Here is a 13,669-nt window from a genome sequence, read left to right as displayed (position 1 = left end):
AGGACAAGAGTAGCGCTACTGCCGTGAGCACGGTAACAGCGGATCGCACCGTCGGGCTCGCCCTCGGAGCGCTGGGCGTGCTGGCCTTCAGCATGTCGCTGCCCATGACCCGCGTCGCCGTGCAGGAGCTGGACCCCTGGTTCGTCGCCTTCGGCCGGGCCGTCGGCGCGGCGCTGCTGGCATGGGCGTACCTGAGATCCACCGGCGCGCCGCGGCCCAGCCGAGGTCAGTGGCGGCGCCTGTCGATCGTCGCGCTCGGTGTCGTCGTCGGCTTTCCGTTGTTCACCTCGCTGGCCCTGACGACGCAGACCTCGGCGCACGGTGCGGTCGTCGTCGCCGTGCTGCCGGCCATGACCGCGATGTTCGCGGTGCTGCGCGCCGGAGAGCGTCCGCCGCCGCTGTTCTGGGTCGCGAGCATCGGCGGGCTGCTGGCGGTCCTGGCGTTCCTCATCGTCAGCGGCGCGGTCAGCGGCGCCCTGTCCCTCGCGGATCTGTACCTGCTCGCGGCGGTCGTGCTGTGCGGCCTGGGATACGCCGAGGGCGGTGCGCTCGCCCGCGAACTGGGCGGCGCCCGCACGATCTGCTGGGCACTGCTGCTGTCGCTGCCCGTCACCCTGCCCGTCACGGCCGCGGCCACCACGGTCCACCGACCGCACGCCGGCGCCGTCGCCTGGGCGGCGTTCGGTTACCTCACCGCGGTCTCCATGTTCCTGGGCTTCTTCGCCTGGTACGCGGGCCTCGCCCGCGGCGGCATCGCGCAGGTCGGACAGATCCAGCTCGCCCAGCCCGTCCTCACCCTAACCTGGTCGGCGCTGCTGGTCGGCGAGGCCGTCGCTCCGGCCTCGGTCGCCGCGGCGTTCGTGGTGCTCGCCTGCGTCGTCCTGACCCAGCGCTCCCGCACCGGAACCCGAACCGCTGCTCCTTCGCCGACGGGCGAGCCGGGCGGTTCCGGCGCGAGACCCGTCGTGGCGGCGGCAGCCCACCCGTCGCCGGATCCGACCTGATGCGCACCGGCGCCATCTGGCGCGCCCGGCAGGGCGGCGCGCGGGCCGGCCGGGCGCGCCGCCGATGAAGGATTCCGCCGCCCCGAAAGCCCGGCACCGCAAACCGTTTACACCGCCGTCGGCTGCGGGGTATGTTACGGGCCATCCATCGAGCTCCATCTATCACAAATAGGGGTGGAAGGTGACTGGTCGACGCGCCTCACGGCGTACGCACGGGCTACTCGGCGCCATGCTCGCCGCGACTCTGGTCCTGTCCGGTGAGTCAGTCCTGGCGGCTTCGCCGGCATCAGCCGACCCGGACCGGGGCTCGGCCGCATCAAGCCGGTTGGCCACCGCGTTCGACACCGCCGCACGACGGTACGACGTTCCCCGCGATCTGCTCCTCGCCCTCGGCCACGCCGAGACGCGCCTCGACGGGCATGGCGGCAGACCGAGCGCGGCGGGCGGCTACGGCCTCATGCACCTGGTCAGCAACCCGAACCTGCACACCCTGGACGAGGCGGCCCGGCTGACCCGGCTCGACCGGGACACGCTACGCGCCGACCCGACCGCGAACGTCGCCGGCGCCGCCGCCGTCCTGCGCTCCTACGCCGACCAGGCCGGCCTGACCGCCGTCGAGCGCCAGGACGTCAACAGGTGGTACGGCTCGGTCGCGCGCTACGGCGGGGCAAGCACCCCGGCGGTCGCCCGGCTCTACGCCGACGCCGTCTACGACCTGCTCCGAACCGGCTTCGAGACGGCACAGCCCGAAGCGTTGGCCGTTCCCGGCCGTCCGGTCGCGCCGCAGCGGGGCGTGCTCGCCCAGGCGGCGGACGGGGTCGGAACCCTCAGCACCGACTACGGACCGGCCGCGTGGGCGCCGGCCAGCCCCAGCAATTACACCGTGGCCAGCCGGCCCGGCAGCCACCCCGTCAGGTACGTCGTCATCCACGTCACGCAGGGCAGCTACGCCGGATCGATCAGCTGGTTCCAGAACCCGGCCGCCAAGGCCAGCGCGCACTACACGTTCCGCTCGTCCGACGGGGCGGTCACCCAGTCCGTGCGCGAGAAGGACATCGCCTGGCACGCCGGCAACTGGACCTACAACACCCAGTCCATCGGCATCGAACACGAGGGCTACGTCGACAACCCCGCCTGGTTCACCGACGCGATGTACCGGGCGTCCGCGGCCCTGACCCGCAACCTGGCCAACAAGTACGGCATCCCCAAGGACCGGGCACACATCATCGGCCACAACGAGGTGCCGGGGGCCACCCACACCGACCCGGGCCCGCACTGGAACTGGACCTACTACATGGAGTTGGTGAACGGGAAGACCGGCATCGGCTCCGGCACGGTGAACACCGGAGGGGCCGGCCTCAACGTCCGCTCGGGGCCCGGCGCCGGCTACGCCATCGTCGGATCCGTCGCCGACGGCACGACGGTCAGCATCTACTGCCAGGCCGTCGGCACCACCGTCACCGGCACCTACGGCACCACCAACGTCTGGAACCGGATCGGCACCAACAGGTACGTCTCGGACGCCTACGTCCTGACCGGCCACGACGGCTTCATCCCCAACGTGCCACGGTGCTGACCTCCCGGCGCCGGACCCGCGCGGCCCCTCGCCGACGTGCCCGCGGTGAGAGGATCTGGAGAGCCGAAGGACACAAGGGAGGGCGCCGTGCGCTACGTCGATGGCCCGACGGTGGAGTGCGACCTGCGCCTGGCGGCCGATCCGGCCCGGGTGTGGGAGTTGGTCACCGACATCGAGCTGCCCACGCGGTTCAGTACGGAGCTGCGCCGGGTCCGATGGCTGGACGGCAGCCGGGGGCCGGCGCTCGGCGCCCGGTTCGAGGGGCACAACCACCATCCCGCGCTGGGCGAGTGGCGGACCATCTCGCACGTCGTGCGGTTCGACGAGCCGCAGGTCTTCGGCTGGGTGGTGCTCGACCCGGACAACCGCTTCGGTGGCGGCCCCGCCGACCTGCGGCGCCCGGCCGCCGCCTGGCAGTTCCGGCTCGCTCCCGAGGGTGACGGCTGCCGGCTGGTCCAGTCCGTCCGGATCGGCCCCGGCCGCAGCGGGGTGAGCCTGGTCATCGACCGGGCCCCCGAGAACGAGGAGCAGATCATCGAGCACCGACGGGCCGCCCTGCGGGACGCCATGACCGCCACGTTGCAGGGCATCCGGGGCCTCGCCGAGCAGCCGCGCTGACCATTCCGACGACGCGGCCCGGCCATCACCGGGCCTCGGCGACGTCGAGCAACACCGCCGCGGCGGTGGGCGGGCCGCACTGATGGCACAGCGGGTGCGGCCCGCTCTACGGCACCGGGAAGTCCAGGTGCGAATTCCGGTCGGGACGCGCACGGACCACGTCCATGACCTGCGCCGCCACAGCGGAGGGGCGGCGGTCACGGAGATCCAGGACGTTGCCGGAGACACTCACCCGGTTGGCCACGAGCAGCCGCATGATCGCCAGCAGGGCGTCGAACCGACCGGTCAGGTCGAACCGACGACCGTCGGGTCCGATCACGACGGCCGGGCTCGCCCCCACGGCGAGGGTGGTGCGCGCCCAGTCGATCTCGTACGACCGGCGGTCGGGGCCGACCCGCACGACGAGCTGCTTCGTGCGGTGCAGCAGCGCGAGGTAGGCCATCGGCACCGTCAGTTTCTTCCCGAGGTCGATCGGGTCGGTGCCGTCGGCGGGAAAGACACGCAGGACGGTCTCCAGCACCGGGCCGGCGTACTGGAAGGTCTTCGTGCCCCGCAGTTCCAGGAATCGGCCACAGACGAGGTGCCCGCCGTGGCGGGCCCACCGGCGGTCCACGCCGCCGAACGCCCCTTTCTCCGCGGGCAAATGGTCGACCACCCACCTGGCCTGCCCGTCCGGCACCGGCTCGGGCGCCGGCCACCCGCCGGCGGCCCGCTCGACCAGGTTCTGGAGCTGCGTCGCCACGGCGGGCTCGACGCGGCGCAGGTCGATCGTGTCGCCGTCCATGGTGATCCGGCCCGCGGTCCCGGTGCCGGTGCCGGTGATCCGCCACAGCTCCAGGAGGAGATCTGGGCGACCGGTCAGCTCGACGTGCCGCCCGTCGAGACCGAGCAGCCTGCACGTCCTGGCGCCCGACAGCAGGGCGCTGCGCGGCCAGTCGATGCCGAACTCCTCGGGGATGTCGGGATGGACGACGGCGACGAGTCGCCCCGCGGTGACGGCCGCCAGGCACAGGGACGGCACCCGCCACGTGTGCGTCGACTCGAACGGCTCGCCGCCGTCAGGTTGGACCCGCAGCCTGAGCCGGATGCGCGGCTTCGGCTCGTCGGGGTCGAGGTCGCCGTAGGACTGGTACGTCGCCTCCCAGTCGTCGCCGTACGACACGAGTGCCGCCTCGCGCACCTCGGCCGTGGCCAGCCGGCCGCCCTGGATGGGGATCCGGGCGCGGGGGGTCCACATGGCGAGGGTGTCGTCGTCCCACTGGTGCGCCGTGGACACGCGGTCGCGGTCGGTGATGACCGGGTGGTGCCTGCGGGTGAAGAGGAACGCGCTGACGAGGATCGCGAGGGTGAACCCCAGCCCGACGAGGAGGAAGGCCAGCGGGACACCCCGTTCGCCCTCGCCGGCATCGGTGACGCCCAGGGCGCCGCAGATCAGCAGGATCGGCCCCGCCACCCCGAAGACGGTGAAGAGCACGAGGTTGCCGACGAATGTACGGGCGAAACTCCGCACTGCCCCTCCTTGGCTGACGTCGGTCCTTGATACCACCGTTCCCGACGCGACTGCGGGCGCACCGGTTCCAAGACGGTACAAGGGCGGCGCCTGCCGACGGCAGACCGAGAGCGACGCGGGGTTTCGACATTGACGGCTGGCTGGACCAGCGGGGCGTGCGCCGGCCCCCCTGAGCGGGGAAGCCCGGGGGTGCCGACCCGCCGCACGCCTCGTGCTCGTCCGATGGTCCGCCCCGGTCAGACGACGTCCCTGCGTAGGGGCAGGACGATAGCCAGTAGCGCGGCGGCGAGCGCGTAGGCGATCAGCAGCCCCGCGCCGGCCTGCGGGGAGAGGAGTTGCGGTGCGGCTCCGGTCGTGTCGCTCGCCACCTGGGTGAGCGCGGTGAAGTTGGTCAGCGCGGCGGTGGCACCGCCGGGCAGGAACGGGTAGGCCGTGTTCACCCCGGGAATGAAGAGCAGCAGGTTCTCGCCCATGTAGAGGTACGCGCCCAAGCCGGCCAAGGCGAGCACCTGGTTGCGAACCAGTGCGCCGATGCCCACGCCCAGTACGGTGTAGGCCGCCATCGCCACGACCAGGCGCAGCAGCAGACTGACGACGACATCGAGTGGTGCGCCGGTGGGGATGTCCCGGACCGCCGTCCCGGCGTAGAGCGCGATGCCGGCCGCGATCGTGGTGATCAGCCCGTAGGCCACCCCGGCGACGAGGTAGACGAGGAGTTTCGCGGCCAGCACGCTCCGGCGTCGGGGTGCGAACAGGAACGTGGCCGATATGGTCCGGTGCCGGTACTCGGAGGTGACCGCTGTCGCGCCGAACAGCGCAGGGACGATCACTCCGAGCCCGGCGAGGCCGAGTACCGCCCGGATGCCGGCCTCGGTGTCCAGTCCGGGCAGTGGCGGATTGACGTTCTCGGGGCCGATGATGGTGAGCAGCCCGACGAGGCCGCCGCCGAAGACGACCGCGGCGGCCACCGCCCAGATCCAGAGGCGGGTGGCGAACAGCCGGCGGAACTCGGCTCGGACGAGGTGGCTCATCGGGTGGTCCTCTTTTCCCCGGTCAACTGCAGAAATGCCTGCTCCAGGTCGGTGCGGCACGGAGTCAGTCCGTACACGCGCAGGCCCGCGCCCGCTGCGGTGTCCGCCACCCGTTCGGCGCTGAGGCCATGGATTCGGAGGGTGCCCGGACCGGTGTTCTCGATCCGGGGCGGGCGACCGTCGGTCGTCCGGGCATCGGCCAGTCGCGCGGCGAGGAGGTCGGCGTCAGGAGACTGGACCACGACGGCGGGAACGGTCACTGCAGCGAGTTCGTCGAGGGTGCCTTCGGCCATCAGGCGCCCGCCGCTGAGCACGACCACGCCGTCCACCATCTGTTCCACCTCGCTGAGCACGTGGCTGGAGACCAGGACGGTGCGCCCCTCGTCGGCGAGCTGGCGTAGGAACCGGCGTAGCCAGGCGATCCCCCCGGGGTCGAGCCCGTTGGTCGGCTCGTCCAGAAGCAGCACGGGAGCGTTGCCGAGCAGGGCCGTGGCGAGGGCGAGCCGCTGGCGCATGCCGGTGGAGAATTGGCCGGTCTTGCGGCCCGCGAACCCGGACATGTCCAGGGCCTCGATGACCTCGTCCGCGCGTCGTAGCGGCAGCCCGGCCATGTCGCAGTAGATCCGCAGGTGGTCCCGGGCGCTGGTTCCGGGATGGCAGCTTGACGCGTCCAGGGCCGCGCCGATGGTACGAGCTGGCTGCGGCAGGTCGACGTACCGTCGGCCACCGATGAGCGCGTCGCCGGAGGTGGGCCGAACCAGTCCCAGGATCATTCGCAGGGTGGTCGACTTCCCGGCGCCGTTCGGGCCGAGGAAGCCGGTGACCCGCCCGGGCTCCACGGTGAAGCTCAGGTCGGTGACCGCCGGGACGGCACCGAACCGCTTGGTGAGGTTGCGCACCTGCACCCGCACGCCGTCGGACGTCTTCGTGATGCTGGTGAGCGGTTTGTCGTGGTCACTGGGAACCAGCTTTTGGATCTTGGGCATGAGGCATCGCCGTTCGAGGTGGGGTGAAAAAGGGACCGGTGGCCGCCGGAGCGGCCACCGGCCGGGAAGCGACGGACGGACTGGTCAGGGCGTCCGCGTGGCCTCTTCGATGAGCCGAACCGTGGCGTGGGGGTCGCTGACCTGGACGACGAGGCGGCTGTAGCGTTCGTCGGTCAGTTCGATGACGACGGCCTTCGCTGGATCGCGGACGTCCCAGAACACCCGCTCGCCGTCGTGGTGGAAGGTGCCCGCGACGATGACCCCGGGGAGGTGGGCTCCCGGCGCTCGCAGGCCCTTCGGCTCCTTGACGATCCCCGGGTCGGCGGTCGCGCCCCTGACGTTGACCAGCGGGATGGTGAGCCGGCTCTTCAGTGCCCAGAGCTTGTCCATGCCTTCGATCTCCACGACGAGGGCCTCGCCGTCGACGTACACACGTGCCATATCTGTCTCCTCAGATCTCGTGCTGGCTGAGCTGGTGGGCCACTGCCCTGCCGGCTTCGGTGGTTTGCGTATCGGAGGTGCCGGCCCTGGCCCGCAGGCGCAGACCCAGTACGGTGGCGGTCAGCGCGGTGGTCAGTGCCTCGACGCGAGCGGTTCCGTCGGCGCCCGGATGTTCGGCGATCAGGACGCGACCGAGGGCCTCGTCCATCTCCCGCAGGCACTGGGCGACCACTTCGGCGACCTCGGGATCGACCGGGGCGCGCTCGACCGCGGCCCTCAGGAGCAGGTCGAAGCCGGGTTTCGCCGTGTCGGCGGCGAGTACGCGATGCATCGCCTCGGTGATGTCGCCAGCCGCCGCGAGGGCCGTGACGAGTGGTCGCACCTGGTGCTCCACGTGCCAGCGCAGCGCCCTGGTGTAGAGCCCGCCCTTGCTGCCGAAGGTCTTGTACAGGCTGTTGCGATGGACGCCGAGGCTGGCCACCAGGTCGTCGACGGACGTGCCGTCGTATCCCCGCTCGGCGAAAACTCCTACCGCCGCCTGGACAGCTTGATCCTCGTCGAACCCACGTGGTCTCCCCATGTCAGCCACAGTAGCGGGTTTAGGAACGACCAGTCAAGAACGATCGTTCCTAAATTCGGCCGAGCTGGTTCCTGCCGCCTGAGGAGGCCCCTGTTCCGTCCCTACCGTCGAGCCCTGGCCCGACGCCGGCTGTCGACCCCGCTCCGGCCGAACGCGTCGGCGCGCCCCCAACGCCCCGGAATGTCGAGCAGTTCGATCCGGCCGATCGCGGCCGGCAGGGCGGGATCGACCGCGAGGTGGTCCTCGTGCGGATTGAGGCCGAGCATCGTACGGAGGAACAGCAGGGTCGCTCCAGCCGACCAGCCCTGCGGGCTGCAGGCGGTGGGGTATTCGACGGGGTACTTGGTCAGGGGCCGCTCGTAGCCGGCGAACGCTTCGGGCAGCCGCCCGCCGAAGTACTGCGACGCGTCGATGACCGCCTCGGCGATCTGGCCGGCCTCGGTGCGGAAGCCGTAGCGCCACAGCCCCCAGGCGATGATCGAATTGTCGAACGGCCAGACCGTGCCGACGTGGTAGCCGACCGGGTTGTACCGCGCCGCGCTGTCGGCCAGGGTGCGGACACCCCACCCGGAGAACATGCTCGGCCCGAGGAGGTGCTGCGCGATCTTCTGGGCCCGGTCCGGTTCGACGATGCCGCTCCACAGCAGGTGGCCCATGTTGGACGACATGGCGTCGACCGGCTTGCCGTCGGTGTCGAGGGCGAGCGCGTAGTACTCCCCCTCCTCGATCCAGAAGTCGCGGTTGAAACGCCGTTTGAGGTCGGCCGCCTCGGCTTCCAGCCGGTCGGCGTAGGCGGGGTCGTTCCAGAACTGCCGGGCCAGACGGGCGCCGCGCAGCTTCGCGTCGTAGGCGTACCCCTGCAGCTCACAGGTCGCGCGTGGCAGTCCGGGCAGCCGGCCGTCCCGGTAGGAGACGGCATCCCAGGAGTCCTTCCAGCACTGGTTCTCCAGGCCGTTCACGGTGTTCCGCCGCTGGTACGACACGTAGCCGTTGCCCAGGATGTCGCCGTACTCGTCGATCCAGTTCAGCGCCGCGCGGGCCTCGAGCTCCAACTGTCGCACCAGGCTGGCGTCCCCGCTCCACCGCTCGTACTCGTCGAGCAGGATCACGTACAGGGGGGTGGAGTCCGCCGATCCGTAGTAGGGGCTGTGCGGCTGCTCCTCGAACGCCGCCGATTCGCCGTAGCGGAACTCGTGCGCGATCTTCCCGGGTTCCTCGTCCCGGTAATCGTCCAGCTTGCTGCCCTGCTGGAAGGCGAGGTCGCGGAGGACCGTCGAGGCGAGTTCCGGCACGAACGGCAGCGTCTGCAGGCTGATGAAGATGCTGTCGCGGCCGAAGATGGTCATGAACCAGGGCAGCCCCGCGGCCGGCAACCGCCGGGGGAAGGCGAGCGGTGAGTACCGCATCGCGGCCAGGTCGGTGAGGCTGCGCTCGTACGCCGTCTGCAGGGACCGGTGGTCGCACACCAGCTGTGGTGTCTGGACGAGGAAGTCGTCGAGGTCCTGCCGCAGCTGCGGCTTCACCCGCCCCTGGTGGGCGTCCAGGCTGGCCCGGATGTCGAGGCCCCGCGCGCCGCGCACGATCGGGTAGACGTGCAGCTCCGTGCTCCACCTGCCGCGCGGTGCGATCCGGAGGTCGAAGGTCATCCCCGTTTCGTCGACGCGCGCCGGCGAAGTGCTCGAAATGATCGTCTCACGGTGGAAGGTGCCTCGTTCGTAACGGAACCGCAGATGACCGTCCTCGACGCTCGTCAGGGTCTTCCCGGTCTTCTGCCGCACGTCCTTGATCTCGAACAGGTCGGCGAAGTCGGTGGCCATCTCCACCCGCAACGTGAGGTGCCGTTCCTCGGTGTCGTGGTTGAGTACCGTCAACTGTTCGCTGAACTCCCGGCAGATCTGCTGCTGCCGGATGACCGAGACCTTCGCGTCGACGTAGTGGGTCGGCTCGCCGGGCACGAGGAAGTAGCGGGTCTCGAAGTACTGCAGGTCGTCCCGAGACAGGGCGTTGAGCGGTTGACCGTCGACGGTCAGCACCCATTTCGACAGGAACCGGGTATCGAACGAGAAGAGCCCGGTGGGAAAGGTCGGCGACGGGTGCAGGTCGCCACGTTCGTCGCTGACGACGAACGTGTTGCCGTCCAGGATGCTGACGCCTCGTTCGCTCATGAACCCTGTCCTCCTGCACGGACGAAGTCGCGCGGGTGGTGGGCGCCCTCGGGGCCGGGCAGCAGCCGCTCGAACGACGACAGGAGCGCCAGGTCGCCCTCGACGTTGATCTCGTTACGCATCAGCGCCGCGTAGAGCTGCGCCCGACCCTGGACCAGCCGGTCGAAGAGCGTCTGGTGGCCCCGGATCACCAGGTCCGGCCGCTGCTCCTGGCGCGACACCTGGGTCGTGCCGTCGCACAGCGTGACGAACCAGACATCTGCTCCCGTATCGCGTTCGACGTCCAGCCGGATCGTGCCCCGGGCCTTCATTGTGATCGGCGTGCCCGGGCTCCGGCCCAGCCGGCCGAGAAAGTCGGCGGTCGGGTCCCCCATCAGAAGCCTCCTCCAACACCCCCGCGAGCCGCACTGTTCGTACAGCCTGGAACGCCCGGTGGTGAGCGGCCGTCACCCGAAGCGGGTGAAAGTCGCCGGCGGTGTACCCGCCGCGCAGCGGGGGCCGGTCGCCCGGCCGCACCGCTGCTTCGCCGGCGGGGTCCGGCAGGTCAGCCGGCGGAGTGGGCGTGACGGGCCGCCCGCTCGGCCAGCCACAGCCACCGGCGCTGCACGTCACCGCTGGTGGCGGCGACCATCGCCAGGGCGTCGCCGCGAACCGCGCCGAGGGCGTCCGACGTCACCGTGGGGTCGTCCAGCACGGCCGCGCCGGCGCGGAAGGCCTCGGCCTCGGCCGCGCCGCCGAACCGCGGTGCCACCTCCGCGCGCCAGAAGTCCGCCCAGGCCAGGTCCGGGTTCCAGGTGAAGCGCGCGTACGCCAGGTAGCTGATCTCGTTGGTCGGGTGGTACGCCGACGCCTCGGCGAAGATCGTCAGGCCGCGCATGCCCGCCCCGGCGGCCCGGGTCGCCATGTCGGCGTACAGGTCGGGCACCCAGGAGTGCCGCTGCCGGTTCCACTGGGAGCCGGCGTGGGTGCGCAGCACGTTGGTGGTGTGCGGAAGCCCGTCGACGTGGTCGGCGGTGAGCCGGTCCCGGTTGTCGTGCCAGAAGCCCCGGTTGACGCAGTACTGGTAGGCCACGTCGTCGGGCAGATCGGCCAGCGGCTTCTGGGCCTCCAGGTCGAAGATGTTGTCCCAGTAGACCTCGACGAGGTGCCGCAGCGGCACCCCCGCCGGCCCGGTGCGGCGGGCGGTCTCGAGCAGGGTCGGGTAGACCGACCGCATGGCCTCGTACGACCAGGAGGTGCGCTCGCCGCCGGTGCGGGCCGCGCACCTGGCGCAGGCGCAGCTGCCGTAGTCGCCGGTCTCGAAGTTGACGCCGCCGACGGGGAGGGTGTCCAGCAGCCAGTCGACCGCCTCCCGGTGCCACGCCAGGTTGTCCGGCTGGGACGGGCAGGCGGCCATCATGTACTCGCTGGCCGGGAAGTGCAGGTCGCCGAAGTCGTCGATGTCGAACCCGACCTTCTTCGGCAGCTCGGCGGCCAGGTCGGGGCGCTGCCGCAGCCAGGTGGCGAGGTTGTAGCGGTGCCGGCCGTCGAAGTAGATGCCGCCGTAGGCGTTGACGCCGATCCCGGCGATGATCCGTACGCCTCGGGCGTTGGCGTACTCGCACAGCTCGCGGGCCGCCTCGACGCCGCCGTGGGCGTCGCGCAGCAGCCCGTACACCACGATGCCGCCGATCCGCTCCCGGCTGCAGAAGTCGACCAGCCGCCGGTAGTCGGCGCCGAACGCGTCGGCGGGCTTGGCGTACGGGTTCAGCGCGCCGATCTCCTGCTGGCCGAGCTGCCGAAGGTCCCAGTTGGTGGAGTGGTCCCAGGTCCACAGGTTGCGCAGCGGCAGCCGAGGCGCGCCCTCCCGGACGCCCACCGGCACGCCGGCCGGGGTGGCCAGGGCGAGCAGCTCCCGCGCGGCGTAGACCAGGCCGGCGAAGGGGTCGCCGCTGAGCCGGATCTCGCCCTGCTCGGGTACCTCGATCCGGTAGCCGCCCTCGGGCCGCGCCGGGTCGGCCTCGAAGCGGACCGGCACCCCCTCGGGTGTCTCACCCCACGCCTCGCCCAACAGCCGGGCCGCGTAGGGCGCGGATGCGGCGCCCTGCACCCGGACTCCGGCGATCTGGCGGTACTGCGACATCAAGACCTCCCGAGGGATTGCGGGGTGACGGCGAGGTAGTCGACCACCTCGATGCCGGTCCACACCCGGTGCTGCCAGTACGGATCCTGTTCGACACGGCTGCGGGCGGCCGTGGCGTCGGCGGCCCGCAGGACGAGGACGGAAGCGCCGAGGTCGGCCCGGGCCCCGGCGAGCAGGGCGGTGCCGTCGGCGAGCAGGGCCTCGACGTGGGCGAGGTGGGCCTGCCGGTGCGGTTCCCGGCGGGTGGCGGCGTCCGCGGCGAACGTGGCCGTGACCAGGAAGGTCGGTTCGAACCTCACGCCTCACCGCCGATGGCCTCGAGCAGCCGCCGCATCGCCACCCGGTAGACCGTCTGCGGCCGGCCCGCGCCGGTGCTGACGTGCACGCCGACCTCCTCGGCGAAGCCGGCGGCCCGCAGCGACTTGAGCAGTCGGCGCGCCGAGCGCGCCTCCACCCCGTAGGCGTCGGCCAGGGCCCGCGCGGTCACCTGGTTCGGGTCCATCTGGTGCAGCGCGTCCAGCAACCGGCGGGTCGACAGCGGCCCGAGGCGGAGCTGTTCGGAGATCCGCAGGACCTCGGGGGCGGTCTCGCGGAGCCGTTGTTTCACCGGGCTCTCCCGGCTGGAGTAGATCTGCCCGTCGGGGAAGACGACGTGGGTGTCGCCGCTGCCGCGGCCGAGTGCCAGCGCCTTGCGGGCGTTGTCCTCGGCGGCGGCGATGGTGGTGCCGGCACCGAAGCCGACCGTGTGCTCGACGTCGACACCGCGGAGGGTCAGCAGGGAGGCGTGGCCGGCCCGGTGCCGGGCGATGGCGCTCTCGACGGTGCCGCGGGTCGTCGTGATGAGCAGCGTCCGGTCGTCGATCGTGCCCAGTCTGCCCCGCATCCGCTCGGCATGTTCGAGCAACGCCTCGCGCAGCCGCAGCCGCTCCCGTTCCATCTGGTACAGGTCCTGCTGGCGGCTGGCGGGCTCGGTCAGCTCGATCATCATCACCGCGATCTGGGTGGCGCGGGACTGTCGTACCTCCGCGGCGAGCCACGCCCGGCGCAGGGCGTCCCGTACGGAGGCGCGGGTGTGTTCCACCCGCCAGACCGGCACCCCGCTGTCGGCCAGGTCGCGGTGCACCGCGCCGAGGCAGGTCAGGCACGCCTCGACCGCGCCGGAGGCGTACCGCTCGCGGTGGAAGGCGGTGATCTCGTCGAGGCCGGAGAAGAGCAGGCCGGACGAGTCCGCGATGGGCAGGATCTCGGTCGGCGGGGTCAGGTCGATGTCGTGGTACGTCTCGCGGACGATGTCGGCCTCGATGGTGTCCACGCTCACCGTGGGCAGCCGTCCGCCGCTCGCCAGCAGCATCCGTGACAGTGTCCGGTAGAGGTCGATGCCGGCGTGCGGCATGTAGTCGATCTCGGCGCGCAGGTCGCCGGCGGCGGCGGCGAACGCGTACGGGATGCGCCCGGTGAAGAGCAGCACCTGGCACAGCTCGTCGAGTTCGCGGGCCAGCTCGAGGGCCTGTTCCGGCCGGGTGTACGTGCGGGCCGTCAGGTCCGTGGCGCGGCCCTCGCCCGCGGCGACCTCCTGCACGAGCCGGATCGAGTCCTCCGGACCGATGATGCCGATCACCTTGCCACCTCCACGTCG

At 71.5% G+C, this 13,669-nt stretch carries 13 protein-coding genes; 3 read left to right on the top strand and 10 right to left on the bottom strand.

All coding sequences use genetic code 11. From position 1 onward, the window contains the following. The first annotated feature begins 23 nt into the window (after positions 1–23). From ACGFZ2_RS15280 to ACGFZ2_RS15270, 3 genes are all read left to right on the top strand, one after another. A complete protein-coding gene (locus tag ACGFZ2_RS15280; RefSeq protein WP_393453793.1) occupies positions 24–1,004 on the top strand; it encodes a DMT family transporter in 981 nt (326 codons plus the stop codon). Between the two features lie 325 nt (positions 1,005–1,329). Continuing rightward, positions 1,330–2,580: an N-acetylmuramoyl-L-alanine amidase gene (locus ACGFZ2_RS15275; protein WP_393453790.1), complete on the top strand. Its 1,251-nt coding sequence runs from the start codon at positions 1,330–1,332 to the stop codon at positions 2,578–2,580. Positions 2,581–2,667: 87 nt separating this feature from the next. Continuing rightward, positions 2,668–3,198 (top strand): SRPBCC family protein, encoded by a 531-nt coding sequence (locus ACGFZ2_RS15270; protein WP_393453787.1) that lies wholly within the window; start codon positions 2,668–2,670, stop codon positions 3,196–3,198. A 106-nt stretch (positions 3,199–3,304) separates the two neighbouring features. Here ACGFZ2_RS15270 and ACGFZ2_RS15265 read toward each other — a convergent pair whose 3' ends face one another. The 10 genes from ACGFZ2_RS15265 to ACGFZ2_RS15220 all read right to left on the bottom strand — a co-directional run bounded on the left by ACGFZ2_RS15265 (position 3,305) and on the right by ACGFZ2_RS15220 (position 13,651). Continuing rightward, on the bottom strand, positions 3,305–4,708 hold the full coding sequence (locus ACGFZ2_RS15265; protein WP_393453784.1) for a hypothetical protein: 1,404 nt from the start codon (positions 4,706–4,708) through the stop codon (positions 3,305–3,307). 236 nt (positions 4,709–4,944) lie between these two features. Then, positions 4,945–5,739 (bottom strand): ABC transporter permease, encoded by a 795-nt coding sequence (locus ACGFZ2_RS15260; RefSeq protein WP_393453781.1) that lies wholly within the window; start codon positions 5,737–5,739, stop codon positions 4,945–4,947. Beyond that, a complete protein-coding gene (locus tag ACGFZ2_RS15255) occupies positions 5,736–6,725 on the bottom strand; it encodes an ABC transporter ATP-binding protein (protein ID WP_393453778.1) in 990 nt (329 codons plus the stop codon). Before ACGFZ2_RS15255 ends, ACGFZ2_RS15260 begins: the two co-directional genes overlap by 4 nt. Positions 6,726–6,809: 84 nt before the next feature. Then, positions 6,810–7,166: a hypothetical protein gene (locus ACGFZ2_RS15250; RefSeq protein ID WP_350704599.1), complete on the bottom strand. Its 357-nt coding sequence runs from the start codon at positions 7,164–7,166 to the stop codon at positions 6,810–6,812. A 10-nt stretch (positions 7,167–7,176) separates the two neighbouring features. Next, complete coding sequence (locus tag ACGFZ2_RS15245) at positions 7,177–7,746, bottom strand: TetR/AcrR family transcriptional regulator (protein ID WP_393454406.1); 570 nt, start codon at positions 7,744–7,746, stop codon at positions 7,177–7,179. A 101-nt stretch (positions 7,747–7,847) separates the two neighbouring features. Further along, the gene (locus ACGFZ2_RS15240) at positions 7,848–9,911 is read right to left on the bottom strand and encodes a glycogen debranching N-terminal domain-containing protein (RefSeq protein ID WP_393267318.1); all 2,064 of its coding nucleotides are present in this window, start codon (positions 9,909–9,911) and stop codon (positions 7,848–7,850) included. Next, positions 9,908–10,285: an SCP2 sterol-binding domain-containing protein gene (locus ACGFZ2_RS15235; protein ID WP_393453774.1), complete on the bottom strand. Its 378-nt coding sequence runs from the start codon at positions 10,283–10,285 to the stop codon at positions 9,908–9,910. The genes ACGFZ2_RS15240 and ACGFZ2_RS15235 overlap by 4 nt, the downstream gene beginning before the upstream one ends. A 170-nt stretch (positions 10,286–10,455) precedes the next feature. Then, complete coding sequence (locus ACGFZ2_RS15230) at positions 10,456–12,033, bottom strand: hypothetical protein (protein WP_393453771.1); 1,578 nt, start codon at positions 12,031–12,033, stop codon at positions 10,456–10,458. After that, positions 12,033–12,332, bottom strand: coding sequence for a YciI family protein (locus tag ACGFZ2_RS15225; protein WP_393267310.1), 300 nt, complete (start codon positions 12,330–12,332; stop codon positions 12,033–12,035). Before ACGFZ2_RS15225 ends, ACGFZ2_RS15230 begins: the two co-directional genes overlap by 1 nt. Then, on the bottom strand, positions 12,329–13,651 hold the full coding sequence (locus tag ACGFZ2_RS15220; RefSeq protein ID WP_393453768.1) for a hypothetical protein: 1,323 nt from the start codon (positions 13,649–13,651) through the stop codon (positions 12,329–12,331). The genes ACGFZ2_RS15225 and ACGFZ2_RS15220 overlap by 4 nt, the downstream gene beginning before the upstream one ends. Positions 13,652–13,669 lie beyond the last annotated feature (18 nt).

It is taken from the genome of Micromonospora sp. NPDC048063 (genome assembly GCF_043202855.1).
Taxonomy (GTDB): Bacteria; Actinomycetota; Actinomycetes; order Mycobacteriales; family Micromonosporaceae; genus Micromonospora.
The sequence above is the reverse complement of the archived record's forward strand: the minus strand, read 5'-3'. Positions and strand labels throughout refer to the sequence as shown.